Here is an 18,166-nt window from a genome sequence, read left to right on the forward strand (position 1 = left end):
ACATCTACTATTTTTTTCACTGAAAAAAGCCTCTGTCAATTCAAGAGGCATAAGTATAGAATTTAGACAAGGAACTATCGCGTAGCGATTTTGTTCAATCGAGAAGATGGGGGCTTAACCCATAATGATTATTACCGGTGGTGATTGCTTGAGATTCAGGAACTGGTTCAATCTTGGAATAGGAATAAAGAGATGGGTGGCACTTGGGTTTTCGGGCATGTTCTTCATCGTGTTCGGCGTATTTGAGATGATCTTCCACAGATATTACAATGTCTACTATAAGCTCTTCTACGTATACATCATAGCAGTCGGGCTCTTCACGATATACCTTGCCATGAGTGAAGGGGTCACGAATTTTGTGGGCCTTGTGGAGAAGGGTATGGTAAATGTCAACCTTGATTCAAGGGAGATAGGAAGCCTGGTCCATGAGAGGAAGCTTCTGGTACAGGGACCGAAAGTGGTTGTCATAGGCGGAGGAACAGGACTCTCCACCCTTCTGAGAGGGCTTAAGCATTACACTAATAACATAACGGCAGTTGTCACTGTGGCAGACGATGGCGGCGGCTCGGGGAAGCTCAGGGAAGACCTTGGTATACTCCCTCCCGGCGACATAAGGAACTGCCTGGTTGCCCTTGCCAATACTGATACCCTGATGGAGGACCTGATGCAGTACAGGTTCCAGGATGGCTCGCTGAAGGGCCAGAGCTTCGGAAATCTTTTCCTTGCAGCAATGGACGGTGTCTCGGACAACTTTGAGGATGCTGTGGCTAAGATGGCAAACGTCCTGGCAATAACCGGAAAGGTACTTCCTGTCACTTTGGAGGACCTGAGGATAAATGCTGAGCTTGAAAGCGGACAGATAGTCATCGGAGAATCACACATACCCGTAGTTGGAAGGGAAGAGGCAAGTCCGATCAAAAGGCTTTATATCGAACCCTCGGATGCGAAGTGCCTGCCTGATGCGGCCGAAGCGATCAGGAATGCGGATGCTGTGGTTCTTGGACCAGGTTCACTGTTCACCTCGATCATCCCCAATCTTCTGGTGAAGGGTATAGTTGAAGCAATCAGGGAATCGAAGGGACTCAAGATATACATTTCAAACGTCATGACCCAGCCTGGGGAGACGGACAACTTCAGGGTTTCAGACCACGTGAGGTCCATACTGGCCCACGCTGATTTCGGAAACCTGGATTATGTCATTGCAAATACAACTCTCATCGACAACATGACCCTTAAGGAAAAGTATGGAAACATGGGACAGACCGAGGTCCTTGTAGACCGGGATAATCTCTCGAAATACAGCTTCGAGCTGGTTTTAGGTGACTTCCTTCTCGCAAGGGAGGATTCTGTAAGGCATGATGCCGAGAAGCTTTCAAGGGTTCTGATGGATACCATATTAAGGAAATCCCTCATATATGACAAGAAGAGGATACTCGAGTATGTGCTTCTCTCTGACAAGCTGAAGATCAGGGAAAGGATGCATGGTGAGCATCAGGGTGTCGACCGCAAGGCCGATAAGAAGACAGACAGTATGAATTAAGCCGTAAATTTCCGATATTTGGGAATAGGCTTAGTCACTGAAGTTATAGTTAATAGGATAAACACTACAACCGCAGGCGTTTTGCCGCATTTTATCGTGACAGAACGCCAATATTCAAGGTATAACCATATTACCAAATTGGTTATATGGAGGCTGCGCATGGCTACTATTCCTCAATGGGCAAAAGAGCGGAGACAAAAAGGTACAGAGATTAAAGTGATCGGCGGCAAAGTGGGACACTGAGCTTTAACGAGCCAGGAAAATCAGCGGTGAGTATCTAGGAGTTCTTACTCCGGATGGTCTCATTCCTGTACAGCGCAAATTGGTTGATATCACAGAACCGGTCATCAGCAAAGGGTTCGGGGCCAGTTGGCTTTTGGCCTCACTGTCTTCAGACATCCGTGAAAAGCTTCAACTGAGGTTTCCAGATCATTGGAAGGAACTGTAGACAATCTGCCTGCTGCGAACAATCAGGCCTTGTTCATTCCGTTATATTGCAGAGCGGTACTCTACCTCATCCATATTAGAAATCTGGCCGGACCTCGCCATCAGCGGATCCTCGATTACCTCCCTTCTTAAAGGGATTGGAACGTGTAGTCAATCAATCTCTCTGTTCATGAAAGATTTTCTCATGGAGGAACGCGAATATCTGATTTTTTATGGTACTGGGTTGATTTCCCTAAGCGAAAAGATGCAGGATAACCAGACTGGCTATGACAGCAAGGGCATCTGCGACCCACATATCAACCTGCTATATGCCTTCATGGGCGGACAGAACGGAGGAATGCCAGCATACAACCGCAAGTTCCCGGGAAGCGTCCGTGACATCAGCGTCTTTACCTCATTGCTCAGCGAAATGAATGTCAGTGACACGGTTGTCATTGCAGACAAAGGCTTTGGTTCTTCCTCCAACTTCAATGACCTTGATAAATCCGGGCTTAACTATATAGTTCCACTAGGTAGAACTAACCAGATGTATGACCGTACTCCGCTACAATCTGCAGACAGATCAGGTTTTGACGGGGCATTCCAATTCAGCGACCGGCCAATATGGCACTATAGCCAAAATGATGGTAAGGGGCATGTTCTATCTGTTTTTCTGGATGGAGTGCTTCGGCTAAAAGAGGAACAGGACTACATGCGAAGATTGTTCGAGCGCCATGAAGGCTGCAGCGAAGAAGGCTTGAGGGCCAGGCAGCTGGAATTTGGAACAATAGTCTTGAAGACCAGTCTTACTGAACCGGCTGAAAAAATCTACCAGCTGTACAAAAAACGCATGCACATTGAGCAGTTCTTCGATGACTACAAAAATCTGATGGACTTCGATTCCAGCTATCTGCGATCTGATGCGGCGATGGAGGCCTGGCTCTTTTTGAACCACCTGAGCATTATGATGTGCTACAGGGTCTATGACCTTCTTCGCACCACTGACTCCCTGAAGGAATATTCTATGAATGGTGTGCTTCAGGAGTATTTGTCAGGAATAAGGATAGAGAAAATAACAGGAAATTGGCGTTATGAGGTAATGACTAAAGGCAACCGCAATTTGCTGAAACAGATAGGCGGAACGCTTCCTGAACAGCTATATTGTTTTGGTCATCTGTATGAGCTTTAGAAATTCCCAGCGACCTATTACCAAAGTCGAAAAGTTATGGATTAAGATAAACATGAAGAGTCGGGACTGTATTTGCCTGACTCTTCATTTTGGATTCTCCCGGCAGAGTTGTCTATGCTATAATAGAGGATATATGCCGGTTCTGCCTTAAACAAATGGAGTGAGTAAAGATGTCCTTTTCTGCAAAGGTAAAAAGTGAAATAACAAGGGATGCTGAAGTGACAAAAGAAGAAGCAAGCGCTCTGATATCCGCGATAATGAGGGTATCAGGGACCATAATGTTCTCTTCAAACAAGCTGTCATTCAAGATAACAACTGAAAACCCATCCACAGCAAGATTTGTTTTCAAGCTGCTCAAGGAGCATTTTGATATACATGCGAATCTGATGGTCAAGAAAGGCAGTTCTCTGAAGAGGAACAACATGTACATTGTTGTCATCAGCGAGGATATGGGCCTAAGGAGATTAATGCAGGAAACCGGGATATTGAGGGATGAGGATGGACCATTCGATCCGGAGTTCAGGATCAAGAAGAGTCTGGTAAGGACCGATGCAGCAAGGAAGGCCTACATTAAAGGGGCGTTCCTCGGTTCAGGCAGCATCCAGAACCCTGAAAAGGCATACCATATAGAGTTTGTGGCTAACTCCCAGGAGTATGCAGGAGACCTGATGGAGCTTATCAATACCTTCGGCCTCAGTGCAAAGGTCATAAGCAGGAAGAACTCCTTCATAGTATATCTGAAGGAGGGAGAGCAGATAGTGGATATCCTGAACATAATAGGAGCTCACAACAGCCTCTTTGAGATAGAGAACATTAGGATAGTCAAGGACATGAGGAACAATGTCAACAGGATAGTCAACTGTGAGACAGCCAACCTGTCGAAGACGGTAAATGCCGCTGTAAGGCAGGTGGAGTCGATCAAGCTCATAGAGACAAGGATCGGACTTGGAAGGCTTCCGAAACCGTTAAGGGAAATTGCCGAGATCAGGCTTGACTATCCGGACGAATCCCTTAAGGAACTGGGGGAGATGCTTGACCCGCCGGTCGGGAAGTCCGGCGTAAACCACAGGCTTAGGAAGATTGAGAAGATCGCTGATGAACTGAGGAAGGGTGGTCTCTGATGAAGCTCGAAAGGATATGCGATGCTATCAGGGAAATGGAGCTTGGCCGCAAGATTTCCGTCAGAAGCCTTGCCCGTGAGATGGATGTCAGCGAGGCTACCGCATACAAGGCCATTAAGAAGATGGAGGAAGATGGATACCTTGAGACACTTCCCAGGGCAGGAACCATAAGGGTTGAAAGCCCTAAGGAGAAGAAGCTCGAGAGCATCACGTACAAGGAGGTCCTGAGGATCGTTGACGGGGAGCTGCTTGCCGGGGAAGGCGGTCTGGACAAGACTGTCTCCAGGTTCAACATCGGGGCGATGACCCTTGATGCAATGAAGAAGTACCTTCATCCAGGAGGTCTTCTTATTGCAGGAAACAGGGATGACGTACATCTGCTTGCGCTCAGCTCTGGTGTTGGGGTCCTTGTAACCGGCGGCTTCAGTGCCGAAAAGAAGGTCATAGAGATGGCGGACAGGCTGAAGATTCCTGTAATATCAACCTCCTACGATTCCTTCACCACCGGGTCCCTCATAAGCAGGGCGATATCCGAGAAGCTCATAAAGAGCACCATACCGTATGTAGGAGACCTGCTTAAGAAGGCTCCGGCATACCTCAGGTCAGATGATACGGTGAGGGATTTCAAGGCTCTCAGTGAAGAGACGGACTATGAGAAGTTCCCTGTGGTAGACCACAGGATGAAGGTTCTTGGGGTAGTCTCTACAAGGGAGGTTGTGGGGAAAAGGGATGACGAGTCCATTGAGAAGGTCATGAGGAAGGTGGCTGTGACCTATAGCCCGAGAGCCACTGTATCACACATAGCCCATGTGATGGACTGGGAGAACCTGCAGCTGTGCCCAATAACTGAAGGGGACCGGCTGGTGGGTGTCATAACAAGGACCGACATACTGAAAGCGCTTCAGGACAGGGATACCAGGCCCATGGAGAAGGATACGCTGGAGGACAGGGTAATAAAGGACATGGAGCTGGAAAGGCTTGATGGCACATACAGCTTCAAAGGGTATGTCAAACCGGATATGCTGGACCCCTATGGCAATGCGTCAAACAGCGTACTGTCAATGTTCATGGTCAAATCTGCCATGACAGTGCTGGAGAACAGGTTCTACAGCTGCACCATGGACAGCGTATCTCTGGACTTCATGGGAAGCCTTGAGGTTGACTCGGAGTTTACGGTGGAGGCGACGATACTGTCTTCAGGAAAGAACAGGTCAAAAATAGGAATGAAGCTCTTGTCAAAGGGTTCAACAATCTCGGTAGGAACGCTCAGCGCTCTTCATACACCTGAAGTGCGTGAATAGGAAACAAAATAAATTGAAATGCGAGGAGATATTATGTTTTATCATGTAGTAATGTTCAAGCTTAAGGACAACAGCCCGGAGAACATGGAGAAGGCAAGGGAGATACTTATGTCAATGGAGGGCAAGATACCTGAGCTCAAGGGGATTACAGTAGGCAAGGACACCCTCTTTACGGGCAGGAGCTTTGACATATGCCTTATAACTACATTTGATTCGAAGGAAGACATGGACACATACCAGGACAGCTATTACCATGTGGAGCATGTGCTGAAGAATATAAGGCCCATGATAGAGAAGTCAGCTGCGTGTGACTTCCTCGCTTAGGATTTACAGTCCGGAATCGCGATTTTCCAGGAGGTGTGAGGAAAATGAATGAAAAGAATAAGGCGGGATTCTGCCACCTTCACCTTCATACGGAGTACAGCCTCCTTGACGGTTCGGGAATGATAAAGAAGATGGTAGCAAAGGCGAAGGAGCTCGGAATGGGGCATATCGCCATTACTGACCACGGAGCCATGTATGGAGCCGTGGAGTTTTATAAGGAGGCAGTCAAGGTAGGACTCAAGCCTGTAATAGGCTGTGAGATCTATGTGGCTGCCACGTCCATGGACCAGAAGAACCAGGATTCTGAGAATTCGACGCACCATCTGGTGCTTCTTGTGAAGAACGAGACCGGGTACAAAAATCTCATGAAGATAGTCACTGAAGGGTCCCTTAGGGGATTCTACTACAAGCCCAGGGTGGACCATGAATTCCTCAGGTCCCACTCGGAAGGGCTTATTTGCCTTTCAGCATGCCTCGGCGGAGAGGTGCAGAATTACTTCAACATGGACATGCCCGGCAAGGCAAGGGAAGCAGCCATTTTCTACAGGGACACCTTCAGGGACGGCTTCTACCTTGAGCTTCAGGACCATGGGATGATGGAGCAGCGGAAGGTAAACAAACTGAACATAGAGCTTGCAAGGGAGCTGGGAATACCTCTCGTTGCAACGAATGACGTCCACTACATCGAGAAGGAGGACTCAAGGGCCCACGACATACTCCTTTGCATCCAGACTGGAAAGACCGTGGACGTAGAGGAAAGGATGAGATATCCTTCGCCTGAGTTCTACATGAAGTCTCCTGAGGAGATGGAGAGGCTGTTCGGAGAGATTCCGGAGGCGCTTGAAAACACGGTCAGGATTGCAGAGGAATGCAGCTTCAGCTATGAGTTCAATGTACCAAAGCTGCCGAGGTTCCCTTTGCCTGAGGGGGTTGACCATTTCGGGTACCTGAAGGAACAGGTATATAAAGGGATGGTTGAGAAGTATCCCGTTTTCAGCGGATTCAAGGGAAGGGTATTCTCAACTGACGAAATCTCTGGCTTTGATGACTCTGAGGCAAAAGAGCTGCTCAAAAGGGTTGACTACGAGCTGGCGGTAATGAGGGACATGGGATATGTGGACTACTTCCTCATTGTCTGGGACTTCATAAAGTTTGCAAATGACAATGGTATAGCCACAGGTGCAGGTAGAGGAAGCGCGGCGGGGTCAGTTGTCTCATATTGCCTCAACATAACGAAGATAGACCCTATAAAGTACAGCCTGCTCTTTGAAAGGTTCCTCAATCCCGAGAGGATATCGATGCCTGATATTGACTCCGATTTCTGCTATGAGAGGCGGGGAGAGGTGATCGAATATGTGGTAGGCAAGTATGGAGCTGACAATGTCGCCCAGATCATAACCTTCGGTACCATGGCTGCGAAAGCCTGCATAAGGGATGTGGGAAGGGCGATGAACTACCCATATGGGGAAGTTGACCAGATAGCGAAGATGATCCCGGGGATGCTTAACATCACCATAGACAAGGCGCTGGAGATCAACCCTGAATTCAAGAGAGCATATGAGGAAGACGGCAGGGTGATGGAGCTCATAGATGTGGCCAGGAAGCTGGAGGGTCTTTCAAGGCACGCCAGCACCCATGCGGCAGGTGTGGTGATCTCAGAGAAGGCTCTCGTCGAATATGTTCCTCTTCAGAAGAACGAGGACATGGTGGTTACCCAGTTCACCATGAACACTTTGGAGGAGCTTGGTCTTCTTAAGATGGATTTCCTTGGACTAAGGACACTTACTGTCATGAGGGACACAGTGGAGATGGTGAAGGCCAACAGGGGCGAGACTGTCGATATTGACGCCCTTGACCTCAAGGATCCTGAGGTATTCAGGATGATAGGTGATGGAAGGACCGTGGGAGTGTTCCAGCTTGAATCAGCAGGAATGACAAGCTTCATGAAGGAACTGAGACCTGACAGCCTTGAGGATATCATTGCGGGGATCTCGCTTTACAGGCCGGGTCCCATGGCTGAGATACCAAGGTACATAGAGAACAAGAAGAATCCGGAGAAGATAACATATCTCTGCAGGGAGCTTGAACCAATACTTTCTGTAACGTATGGTGTCATAATCTATCAGGAGCAGGTAATGCAGATTGTGAGGGACCTTGCGGGATACTCACTTGGCAGGAGCGACCTTGTAAGGCGTGCAATGTCCAAGAAGAAGCATGACGTAATGGAAGAGGAACGCAAGAATTTCATATACGGCCTAACTGACAAAGACGGAAAAATAATCGTAGAGGGCTGCATAAGGCGGGGAATTGATGAATCTGCTGCGAATAAAATATTCGACCAGATGACCGATTTCGCAAGCTATGCCTTCAACAAGGCACATGCGGCTGCATACGCAGTAATAGGCTACCAGACCGGATTCCTCATGAGGTACTATCCGCAGGAATTCATAGCAGCCATGCTTAATTCGGTGATCGGCAACAGCGAAAAGTGCGGTGCCTACCTGAGGTCCGCAAAGGAGCTTGGCATAAAGGTCCTGCCACCTGATATCAACGAATCTGAGTTCAGGTACACTGTAAAGGGAACGACCATACGCTTCGGCCTTGGCGCGATAAAGGGAGTCGGGCGGAACATGGTTGACTCGTTCGTGAAGATAAGGGAAGAGGGTGGCAGGTTCAGGAGCCTCATGGATTTCGCGGAAAGGATCGAGCAGGGCTCGGTTAACAAGAGGGCCCTCGAGGCTCTGATCAAGTCTGGATGCTTTGACGGTCTTGAGGGTGCAAGGGCACAGCTGCTGGCTGTATATGACAGGGTCCTTGACAGCTTCACCCAGGTGAGGAAGAGGACCATCGAGGGACAGGTATCACTGTTCGGAGACATCATGGAGGACCATTCCCTTTCAGGAATAGAGCTTCCGAACCTCAGGGAATTCGACAAGAAGGACATGCTTGCGATGGAGAAGGAGATGACCGGGATGTACCTTTCAGGACATCCTCTGGATGACTTCGAGGACCTCATAAGAAGGATGTCCAGCACGAGCGTTTCTGAGATAACAAAGGGTGCCGATGCTATCCTTGATGACATCAGGGATGAGGCTGCCCTCTATACGGAGAGTATTATGGCCGAGCCGGGTCTAAAGGACGGGGACAAGGTGATCATGGGTGGCCTCATAAGGAACATCACCAGGAAGATCACAAGGAACCAGGCGATGATGGCTTTCCTCAACTTCGAGGACCTTACAGGTGTCATAGAAGGGATCGTATTCCCAAAATCCTACGAGAAGCTGCTTGAATCCCTGAGGGAGGACAGCATAGTCCTGCTTAAGGGCAGGATGTCCATGAAGGAGGACGAGGCCCCTAAGATCATAGTTGAAGAGCTGGGTCCGCTGAAGTCCAGGATGGAAAAGCGGATATACCTGAGGTTCGACGATATGGAGGCTGCGAAGCTAGAGGTGAAGAGGCTGAGGTCGGTATTTCGGACATTCCATGGAGATACTCCGGTATATGTTGTGGCAGGAAAATCGAAGGACACCATGAAGCTTGCCAAAGAGCTCTGGGTGGACCATAATTCCGATATACTTGGCATGTTGAAGGAAAAGCTTGGTGAGGCCAATGTTAAGATGGTTGAGAGGTCTGCAGGGAGTGCATGATATACATAATACCTAATGTATGAAAAGTTAACCGATTGTTTGGTTTTCGGATTATGTAAATTTCTTGAAAATGATGCTGTCTAGTAATACAATGTAATGGGTCTGTCTGGTTTTCAGACATACGGACAATTCCAAACTTGCTCCAAGGAGGAGAATAGTGTGAAAAAGATAGCCATACTGACAAGCGGAGGGGACGCTCCAGGAATGAACGCCGCCATCAGAGCGGTTGTTAGGACTGCATTAAAGAACGATATAGAAGTAATAGGAATAAACATGGGTTATGAGGGTCTCATCAACGGAGATTTCCATCCCATGGACAGAAGGGCAGTTTCAGATATCATCCAGAAGGGCGGTACCATACTTAAGACTGCGAGGTGCCCTGAATTCAAGGACCCTGTTGTCAGGGAGAAAGCTGCCCAGGTACTGAGGATATATGGCATCGAGGGACTCATCGTCATTGGCGGAGACGGTTCCTTCATGGGCGCCAAGGGTCTTTCAGACCTAGGGATAAAGACGATAGGTCTTCCGGGAACCATAGACAATGACCTTGCGTATACTGACTACACCATAGGCTTTGATACAGCACAGAATACGATAACTGATGCCATCAATAAGCTGAGGGATACTTCATCCTCACACCAGAGGGTTTCTGTAGTAGAAGTCATGGGGAGAAACTGCGGCGACCTTGCACTCTATGCAGGACTTGCAGGCGGAGCCACGACCATTCTCGTCCCTGAGAAGAAGATGACAAAGGAAGAGGCAATCAGGGAAGTCATGGAAGGCAGGAAGATGAAGAAGAACCACAACCTGGTTGTGGTCGCTGAGGGTGTCGGAGGAGCAAGGGAGCTTGCCCAGGACATCGAGGAGCTTACTGGAATCGAAGCCAGGGCAACAGTTCTTGGACACATACAGAGAGGCGGAGTACCTACTGCATTTGACAGGATACTTGCTGCCAGGATGGGGCATAGGGCGGTTGAGCTGCTTATGGAAGGAAAGTCCGCAAGGGTCGTTGGAATCAAGGCTAACAAGATAATTGACATGGACATATATGAGGCACTGGCAATGGAAAGGACATTTGACGAGGAACTCTACAAGATAGCAATGGACATGTCATAATTGCACTAAGGAGGCAGAGATGAGAAAGACCAAAATAGTATGTACCATCGGACCGGCATCGGAAAGCGAAGAGGTAATCAGGAGACTGGTTATTGCAGGTATGAACACTGCAAGATTCAACTTCTCACATGGAGACCATGAATCCCATGGCATGAAGATGGAGAGGGTTAGGAAAATAGCCAAGAACCTTGGAAAGACTGTTGCGATCCTTCTTGATACCAAGGGACCCGAAATAAGGACCCATAACTTCAAGGATCCTGTAGTCACTCTTCAGGAAGGTGAATTCGTTGATGTCATCGCAGGAGAAGAGATCCTGGGCGATGCTAAGCAGTTTTCTGTAACCTACGAGAAGCTTGCGGAGGACGTTGTACCTGGAAGCAGGATCTTAATTGATGACGGTCTGGTAGGACTTGAAGTCATTTCCATCGATGGAAACAGGATAACCTGCGGAATACTCAACACAGGCAATGTCTCCAACCACAAGGGAGTAAACCTGCCTGGGATCAAGACACAGCTTCCTGCCCTTACCGAAAGGGACATATCGGACCTGAAGTTCGGTGTGGAGATGGGTGTGGATTTCGTTGCAGCCTCCTTCATAAGGAAGGCTGAGGACGTACTTGCCATAAGGAAGGTACTGAGGGACCTGGGCGGAGACGACATATTCCTGATATCGAAGATCGAGAACCAGGAAGGCGTCGACAATGTAGAGGAGATAGTCAAGTACTCTGATGGGATCATGGTTGCCAGAGGCGACATGGGAGTAGAGATCCCACTTGAGCTGGTACCTGTAATGCAGAAGAAGATCATCGAGCTCTGCAACCTCCATGGCAAGCCTGTAATAACAGCTACCCAGATGCTTGAGTCAATGATAAGGAACCCAAGGCCTACAAGGGCTGAGGTTTCAGACGTTGCCAACGCGATATTCGACGGTTCTGATGCAATCATGCTTTCGGGAGAGACCGCAAACGGCAAGTACCCTGTCGAGGCTGTATCCACTATGGCCAGGATCGCATGCGAAGCCGAGGACAGGCTGAAGTATGATTCCATTCTAACTGCAAAGATGCAGCAGAAGGTCTCATCAGTTCCATCTGCCATAAGCCTTGCTTCAGTTACTACCGCCCATGAGCTTGGCGCTTCTGCGATCATCACAGCTACAGTATCCGGAAGCACTGCAAGGAACGTATCAAGGTTCAGACCGCAGTGTCCGATAATATCGATCACCCCGAGCGACAAGGTTGCAAGGATGCTGTCAGTGTACTGGGGCTGCTACCCGATAGTTGCCGAGATGTATACCACGACAGACGAGATGATAGAGAAATCTGCCGCTCTCGTAAAGGAAAAGGGCTTCGTGACAGACGGAGAGATCGTTGTCATAACAGCCGGTCTTCCGATCAACTACGTAGGATCCACCAACATGATCAAGGTCCATCTCATCGGGGAAGTGCTTCTCCAGGGTAAGAGGACGCATAAGACAAACCAGATCAAGAGCGGTGTGGTAAAGAAGGCTGAAAACATAGAGGAAGCAAGGGAAAAGCTTGAGGATGAGGATATCCTCGTAACAAGGACTCTCGACGATTCCTACCTTGAAGTACTCCACAAGGTCTCGGGAATAATAGTCGAGACGAACCAGGTCACCTCTGCGGTGACTGTGGAAGCTATGAGGCACGACATCCCGATAATCGCTGATTCTGTGGATGCCATGCAGGTACTTACTGAAGGTACTCTGGTTACTATCGACGGAAAGAGAAGCCTTGTCATAAACGGAAAGACTAACCTTAAGTCATAGGATATTTCTAAGCGCGGCTCGTCCGCGCTTTTTTCATTAGTATCCTTAGATAATAAAATTAACAATTTGTTCATAAATAGCGGATATCGTTGATAGCCAATGCAATACAGATTCCAATCAGTTATGTTCATATAAATATAATAAAATGTTAACAAAATATTTACATTAATTTTTTCGAGCAGTGATATAGTTGTAAAGTATCAAATGAGCGATAAGTCAACTGATTCTATAGGCACCCGCATGGGTGCTATTTTTTTTGCCTGAGCCAGTCAATATGCTGACATATGCATGCTTATGTTACAATTAAACGGAAAAGAAATGACGAAATATGAGGGGGTAGCTCCAATGAAGAAGAACGACATCATAAAGGCTGATATAACCGGCCAGGGATATAACGGGGAAGGCATAGCGAGGATAGAAGGCATGCCTGTTTTCATAGAGAATGCTCTGCCTGGTGAGAAGGCATCTATACATATACTTAAGGTAAACAAGAACCTGGCATTTGGAAAGATTGCATCGATTGATGTACCTTCAAAACTCAGGGTGGAGCCCCCATGCCCATATTACTGGAAGTGCGGAGGCTGCGACCTTCAGCACCAGACCTATGAGAGCCAGCTTGAATTCAAGAAAAAGAGAGTCAGGGATGCTATCGAGAGGATCGGTGGAGTCAAGGATCCTGTTGTTAATGACACTTTGGGAATGGAAAATCCATTCAGGTACAGGAACAAGGTACAGCTGCCTGTAGGACTTGAAAACGGGAAGATAGTATCCGGATTCTATGCGAAAAGGTCACACAGGATAATTGATATGGAGAGCTGCATTATCCAGCATGAAGATGGCGATAAGGTACTTAAGATCGTCAGAGAGTGGATGGAGGACAAAGGTATACTCCCTTACCAGGCCGATGGCACAGGACTCATAAGGCACATAATGGTCAGAAAGGGCTTCACAACCGGTGACCTCATGGTTGTCATAGTAGCGACAAAGGCAGAACTGCCGAATAATGAGGACCTGACAAGAAGATTAAGCAGTATAGATGGCTTCAAATCGCTTATCCTTAATATAAATGACAGGGATACAAATGTAATACTCGGAGAAAGCAACATAGTGCTGTACGGCACAGACCATATCGAGGACTACATATCTGAATTTAAGTTCAGGATATCTCCACATTCATTCTTCCAGGTGAATCCTGCACAGACACAAGTCATGTATTCAAAAGCCCTTGAATATGCAGGTCTTACTGGAAATGAGATAGTGTTTGACGCATACTGCGGAGCGGGTACAATTAGCATGTTCCTGTCAAAAAAAGCCAGGAAGGTATATGGAGTTGAAATAGTCAGGGAAGCTGTTGCAGATGCCTGGCTGAATGCTGAGATGAACGGAGTCACAAACATCGAATTCATTGAAGGGAAGTCCGAAGACGTAATTTCTGATCTTATTGGGCAGGGCATCCATGCTGATGTCGTTGTTGTAGATCCACCACGAAAAGGCTGCGAAAGGTCTCTTCTCGAATCTATTGCCGCCATGGGGCCGAAAAGATTGGTCTATGTATCTTGTGACGCAGCTACCCTCGGAAGGGATATCGGAATTTTGGCTGAGCTCGGATATGAGCTTGTTGAGGCGACTCCGGTTGACAACTTTCCGCAGACTGCGCACGTTGAGACGGTAGCATTGATAACACGCAACATATAGTGGTCAAGCCTAATAAAAAATCTATATATGGTGGTTTTGCTTAAAAAACAGATTGTAGTCTAATCATATATGCAATAAAATATAGTTAGACTAAATTCGTGGGAGATATAATATGCAACTAGGAAAAAATGTACAGTTTATACCCGCAAGACTGCAACATGATATAAAACCCGTTGGAATTTATTGTAGAGTAAGTTCAGCTGATACAGCTCAGCTGGAAAGCCTCTCAATTCAAGTTTCCACATTAACAAATTATGTATCTATTATTGAGGATTGGAAACTAGTAGATGCTTATGTTGAAGTTGCAACCAGTAAGACAGGAGCTTCAAGAAAACAGTTTGATCGCTTAATAGAAGATTGTAAAGCTGGAAAAATCAAAATTATAGTAGCAAAATCCATAGAACGCATGGGTAGAGATACAGTGGAAATTTTAACAGCTATGAGAGCGATAAAGGATAATGGAGCAAGGCTGCTACTATTAAATAATTATGTTGATACTGAATATATGGATGATGAAATGCTGGTATCCATAGTAGCTTCATTGGCGCAAGCTGATAATGAGTCTAGAGGTGAAAATATAAAAATAGGATACAAGTATCATGCGGCAGAAGGAACATCAGGTCTATATAGACGCAAGTGCTATGGGTATACACATGATGAAAATGGTAACCTACAGATAGATGAAACAGAAGCAGAAGTTGTTCGCATTATATTTAAACTATATTTGCAAGGAGAAAGCTTAGGTGGAATTAGTAAAAAATTAAAGGAAAAAGGGATTATATCATCTACAGGAAAAGCAACCTGGCATAAAGAAAGTATCAATCATTTGCTTTCCAACGAAAAATATATAGGCGATGTAGAAATACTTAAATCTGAAAAAAGTACAGATTCATATTTGATCCAAGACAGCCATGAGGCAATCATAGATAAGGCTACGTTTAGAGCAGTACAACTAGAAAAACAAGCAAGAAGCAATATGAAAAACACTGCAGAGGGACCTAAACGAAAAGCTACAAAATATAGCTCAAAAAAGAAATAGATACAGCCTAAAATCCTTGACTAATAATGCTATTAGAGCGTATATGTACATACCAAGAAATGGGAGGTATGTATATGCTATATGTAAGAACTGATAGCGAAAACGGAGTAACCACGTTTACTCCAATAAAAAATAACAATGTTTATATACATTGTTTGAAGTGTAATCGTATGGAACAGGTAGTTGATTTGCTAGATTTTGTAGCAGAGCTAGGTGAGGCTAACTTAGAAGCAAAGACATTTGATATTTGTCATGAATGCTTTGAGGAAGAATGCAGGTTAGAAGAAGAATACCTTGAAAAACAAAAACCAGGAAAATAGTCTAATCTAGATTTTCTTTGCGAGTAGTCAAGATGGATATTTAATAACGCATAAAAGTCGTGAAAGTGTTGATTTATAGGCATTTTTAATAAAAATGTGTAATTGTCGCAAAATTTCACGTCGAGACGGTAGCATTGATGTCAAGGGTAAAAGAATAGGATCGTAGAATGCTTAGTATTCAAGCCATTTGTGTGTTTTTACCTTCGAAATCAGATTGTGGAAAATGTGATTTTTTATACTTCGTGGGAACATATCGAGATAGGCTTAAACCCTTGCAAGTGGTCGATTTAGATAACGGTGCTTAGTGAGAAGTCGATTTAGATAACATCGTTTATAAGTGGTCGATTTAGATGTTTTTTGAAAAATCCTAGGTTGTGTGTTCAGGTTGGATGTTGAGGTTAAAAAGGTTGCAGAATAGGCTAATCAACATTGTGAAAACATTATAATACGTTTATTAGTCGTAATGATGAGTGGGAAATTGAATACAAGTGGGTAATAAAGCAGTTTTATAGAAATTAAAATTGAATCACATAATATTATTTATAAGGGGTGGAAATTATGTTTGAGTTTAAAATAACTTTAGATGATGGTGATTATTTACTATTTAATCAATATCACTTATTAAATAGTCCAGTTGGCAAAAAAAATTTGATGACTTTTAAAATGATTATTCCCTTTATTTGTTTTATGTTCGTTGCTGTAATATTTATTGTGAACCCTGATTTTCAATTACTTTTGATTGAGGCAATATTAATGACGATTTTATCTATATTGTGGATTTGCTATAGTAAAAAAATAATCTTAAAATCCATGGAGAAAAATCTTAAAAAATTGAAAAAAGAAGGTAGGCTTCCATATAGTAACGAGGCAATAATAAAGTTCGACGATGAAAGCATACATGAAATCTCACCAAATACTGAAAATAAAACGAAATATTCATTGGTTGAAAAAATTGTGGTAACAGAAAAAGCTATCTATATTTATTTTAGCTCTTTACAGGCATATATTCTTCCAGTAACAGCATTTTCAGAAGACGTGAAAAAACAACAGTTCTTGGAATTTATCAATTCGAAAACTGATAGATTAAGAGATACAAACCGAGCATGACATGGAGCTGACAATTCCTATTTGTCAAAGAACCTATAATTACGGAGGTTGTATCGTGGCTGATAATAAAAGAATACACTAGATGCCACCATTGCCTCCGAAAAGAGTTTTTCCATATACTGCAGGATTGTAAGTCAAGTGATATAGAGATTATTTTAATCAAGAGCATAAATAGATTTGGACGGTATACGGTAGAGATTTTTGATGAGCCGAACCAGTTAAAGTTCTCGGCGTTCGTGTTATATTCATACAGGTTTGTATATGACTAAAAGGTGTTTTGTTAAAGTTGGAAGGTGTGAATATGGTGTATGGAGCAATTCTTGAGAAGGGTGAACATTACTACACCCATTTAAGTAAAATATTTAAAGCCATCGATAACAAACAAACCGAGTTTAATTGGCTTATTACTGCTTTTGAATGCTATCCAAAAACGAAATCTTTTGAAGAGCTACTATCTAAAGAATATTGTTGGTTAAGTGGAACCGAACTGACTAATATAGTTGACTATGAAGATATTCAATGGATTTGGGCAGTTTTATCAGGATTTAATAAAGATATTCCACTTGCAAAGATATTAGACTATCCTCTTCCGTATGCAGATGGTTATGGTGGGTTTTGGAAGAATCCACTTTCTTTACAACACCCCTTGGCGAGTATAGAAATTGTGCCTTGGGATAGTTCTTTGACTCTAATTATAAGCGAGGAGAAAGACTTAGTAGAATGCTTTATGAAGGCATTTCCATTAAGTGAAGATTTATCAATATACAACACCAAATAAGTAAATTGATAGTTTGAATTATTTAAAAAACATAGTACATTTATAGAAAGAGGGGAAATGGTGATAGAGTTTAAAGTGACTTTGAGTGATCAGGACTATTTGCATTTTAATTGGTATCAGCTATCAAACAGTGCTGCTGGCAAAAGAGCATTACTGTCATACAGGCTTATACTTCCGGTAATTCTATATATTTTATTATTTGTATTATTTGTTATAGACTCGGATTTCAAAATAATTTTTTTTGCAGCAATAGTGGTGACAATTATGTCAGCTTTATGGGTTGCATTTAGCAAAAAAACCACCTTTAATATTATGAAAAATGATATTGAGAGGATAAGAAAAGAGGGTATACAACCATACAACAAGGATGCAATATTAAGGTTTGATGATGAAGGTATCCATGCAATTATACCGAATTTTGAGAATAAATCCAAATATGCATTGATTGAAAAAATTGCAGTAACAGAAAACGCTATTTACATTTTTATTAGTGCTATACAGGCATATATTCTTCCAGTAACCACTTTTAAAGATGAGGCAGAAAAGCTAAAATTTCTCGATTTCATCGAATTAAAATCTAATGTATTAAGAGAAATTAAGTCATAAGAACCTAAAGTGATAGACTACTATTGTCATCGTAATGTCACAAAGTCCGAAAATTGAAATCGGAGAAAAAGTAAAAAATATAGTTCGAAGAAGTGAATAATAAGAGATTAAGATAGTTCGCAATTGTAGGATATTGCGACTTAAAGTCATTTTACTCAACTTTCCCACTTT

General features: G+C 44.5%; 14 protein-coding genes. All 14 read left to right on the plus strand.

Annotation, left to right across the window (positions count from 1 at the left end; translation table 11 throughout):
- Nucleotides 1-148 precede the first annotated feature (148 nt).
- The 14 genes from T472_RS09860 to T472_RS09925 all read left to right on the plus strand — a co-directional run bounded on the left by T472_RS09860 (nucleotide 149) and on the right by T472_RS09925 (nucleotide 17,995).
- Entirely contained in the window at nucleotides 149-1,540 is a 1,392-nt protein-coding gene (locus T472_RS09860; protein WP_023388402.1) for a gluconeogenesis factor YvcK family protein, read from the plus strand.
- A 616-nt stretch (nucleotides 1,541-2,156) separates the two neighbouring features.
- Nucleotides 2,157-3,155, plus strand: a complete 999-nt coding sequence (locus T472_RS09865) for a transposase (protein ID WP_023863560.1) — start codon at nucleotides 2,157-2,159, stop codon at nucleotides 3,153-3,155.
- A gap of 170 nt (nucleotides 3,156-3,325) precedes the next feature.
- A complete protein-coding gene (whiA, locus tag T472_RS09870) occupies nucleotides 3,326-4,276 on the plus strand; it encodes a DNA-binding protein WhiA (RefSeq protein ID WP_023387153.1) in 951 nt (316 codons plus the stop codon).
- Nucleotides 4,276-5,577 carry a DRTGG domain-containing protein gene (locus T472_RS09875; protein ID WP_023387152.1) on the plus strand — a complete coding sequence of 434 codons (1,302 nt, stop codon included), beginning with the start codon at nucleotides 4,276-4,278 and terminating at the stop codon, nucleotides 5,575-5,577. The genes whiA and T472_RS09875 overlap by 1 nt, the downstream gene beginning before the upstream one ends.
- Nucleotides 5,578-5,610: 33 nt before the next feature.
- On the plus strand, nucleotides 5,611-5,901 hold the full coding sequence (locus T472_RS09880) for a Dabb family protein (RefSeq protein ID WP_023387151.1): 291 nt from the start codon (nucleotides 5,611-5,613) through the stop codon (nucleotides 5,899-5,901).
- Nucleotides 5,902-5,945: 44 nt separating this feature from the next.
- A complete protein-coding gene (locus T472_RS09885; protein WP_023387150.1) occupies nucleotides 5,946-9,548 on the plus strand; it encodes a DNA polymerase III subunit alpha in 3,603 nt (1,200 codons plus the stop codon).
- A gap of 159 nt (nucleotides 9,549-9,707) precedes the next feature.
- Nucleotides 9,708-10,664: a 6-phosphofructokinase gene (gene pfkA, locus T472_RS09890; RefSeq protein WP_023387149.1), complete on the plus strand. Its 957-nt coding sequence runs from the start codon at nucleotides 9,708-9,710 to the stop codon at nucleotides 10,662-10,664.
- A gap of 19 nt (nucleotides 10,665-10,683) precedes the next feature.
- A complete protein-coding gene (gene pyk / locus T472_RS09895) occupies nucleotides 10,684-12,450 on the plus strand; it encodes a pyruvate kinase (RefSeq protein ID WP_023387148.1) in 1,767 nt (588 codons plus the stop codon).
- A gap of 345 nt (nucleotides 12,451-12,795) precedes the next feature.
- The gene (gene rlmD, locus T472_RS09900; protein WP_023387147.1) at nucleotides 12,796-14,145 is read left to right on the plus strand and encodes a 23S rRNA (uracil(1939)-C(5))-methyltransferase RlmD; all 1,350 of its coding nucleotides are present in this window, start codon (nucleotides 12,796-12,798) and stop codon (nucleotides 14,143-14,145) included.
- 112 nt (nucleotides 14,146-14,257) lie between these two features.
- Nucleotides 14,258-15,184 carry a recombinase family protein gene (locus tag T472_RS09905; protein ID WP_023387146.1) on the plus strand — a complete coding sequence of 309 codons (927 nt, stop codon included), beginning with the start codon at nucleotides 14,258-14,260 and terminating at the stop codon, nucleotides 15,182-15,184.
- 74 nt (nucleotides 15,185-15,258) lie between these two features.
- Nucleotides 15,259-15,504, plus strand: a complete 246-nt coding sequence (locus tag T472_RS09910) for a hypothetical protein (protein WP_023387145.1) — start codon at nucleotides 15,259-15,261, stop codon at nucleotides 15,502-15,504.
- Nucleotides 15,505-16,062: 558 nt separating this feature from the next.
- Nucleotides 16,063-16,611, plus strand: a complete 549-nt coding sequence (locus T472_RS09915; protein WP_023388069.1) for a YcxB family protein — start codon at nucleotides 16,063-16,065, stop codon at nucleotides 16,609-16,611.
- Between the two features lie 301 nt (nucleotides 16,612-16,912).
- On the plus strand, nucleotides 16,913-17,389 hold the full coding sequence (locus T472_RS09920; protein WP_023388070.1) for a DUF2691 family protein: 477 nt from the start codon (nucleotides 16,913-16,915) through the stop codon (nucleotides 17,387-17,389).
- 60 nt (nucleotides 17,390-17,449) lie between these two features.
- Nucleotides 17,450-17,995, plus strand: coding sequence for a YcxB family protein (locus T472_RS09925; RefSeq protein ID WP_160319138.1), 546 nt, complete (start codon nucleotides 17,450-17,452; stop codon nucleotides 17,993-17,995).
- Nucleotides 17,996-18,166: the final 171 nt, after the last annotated feature.

The sequence above is a fragment of the Youngiibacter fragilis 232.1 genome (assembly GCF_000495435.3).
Classification (GTDB): domain Bacteria; phylum Bacillota; class Clostridia; order Clostridiales; family Clostridiaceae; genus Youngiibacter; species Youngiibacter fragilis.

Coding starts and splice junctions, on each gene's coding strand:
- T472_RS09865 (WP_023863560.1), top strand. CDS start 2,157: ATGAAAGATTTTCTCATGGAGGAACGCGAATATCTGATTTTTTATGGT.
- whiA (WP_023387153.1), top strand. CDS start 3,326: ATGTCCTTTTCTGCAAAGGTAAAAAGTGAAATAACAAGGGATGCTGAA.
- T472_RS09875 (WP_023387152.1), top strand. CDS start 4,276: ATGAAGCTCGAAAGGATATGCGATGCTATCAGGGAAATGGAGCTTGGC.
- T472_RS09880 (WP_023387151.1), top strand. CDS start 5,611: ATGTTTTATCATGTAGTAATGTTCAAGCTTAAGGACAACAGCCCGGAG.
- T472_RS09885 (WP_023387150.1), top strand. CDS start 5,946: ATGAATGAAAAGAATAAGGCGGGATTCTGCCACCTTCACCTTCATACG.
- pyk (WP_023387148.1), top strand. CDS start 10,684: ATGAGAAAGACCAAAATAGTATGTACCATCGGACCGGCATCGGAAAGC.
- rlmD (WP_023387147.1), top strand. CDS start 12,796: ATGAAGAAGAACGACATCATAAAGGCTGATATAACCGGCCAGGGATAT.
- T472_RS09905 (WP_023387146.1), top strand. CDS start 14,258: ATGCAACTAGGAAAAAATGTACAGTTTATACCCGCAAGACTGCAACAT.
- T472_RS09910 (WP_023387145.1), top strand. CDS start 15,259: ATGCTATATGTAAGAACTGATAGCGAAAACGGAGTAACCACGTTTACT.
- T472_RS09915 (WP_023388069.1), top strand. CDS start 16,063: ATGTTTGAGTTTAAAATAACTTTAGATGATGGTGATTATTTACTATTT.
- T472_RS09920 (WP_023388070.1), top strand. CDS start 16,913: ATGGTGTATGGAGCAATTCTTGAGAAGGGTGAACATTACTACACCCAT.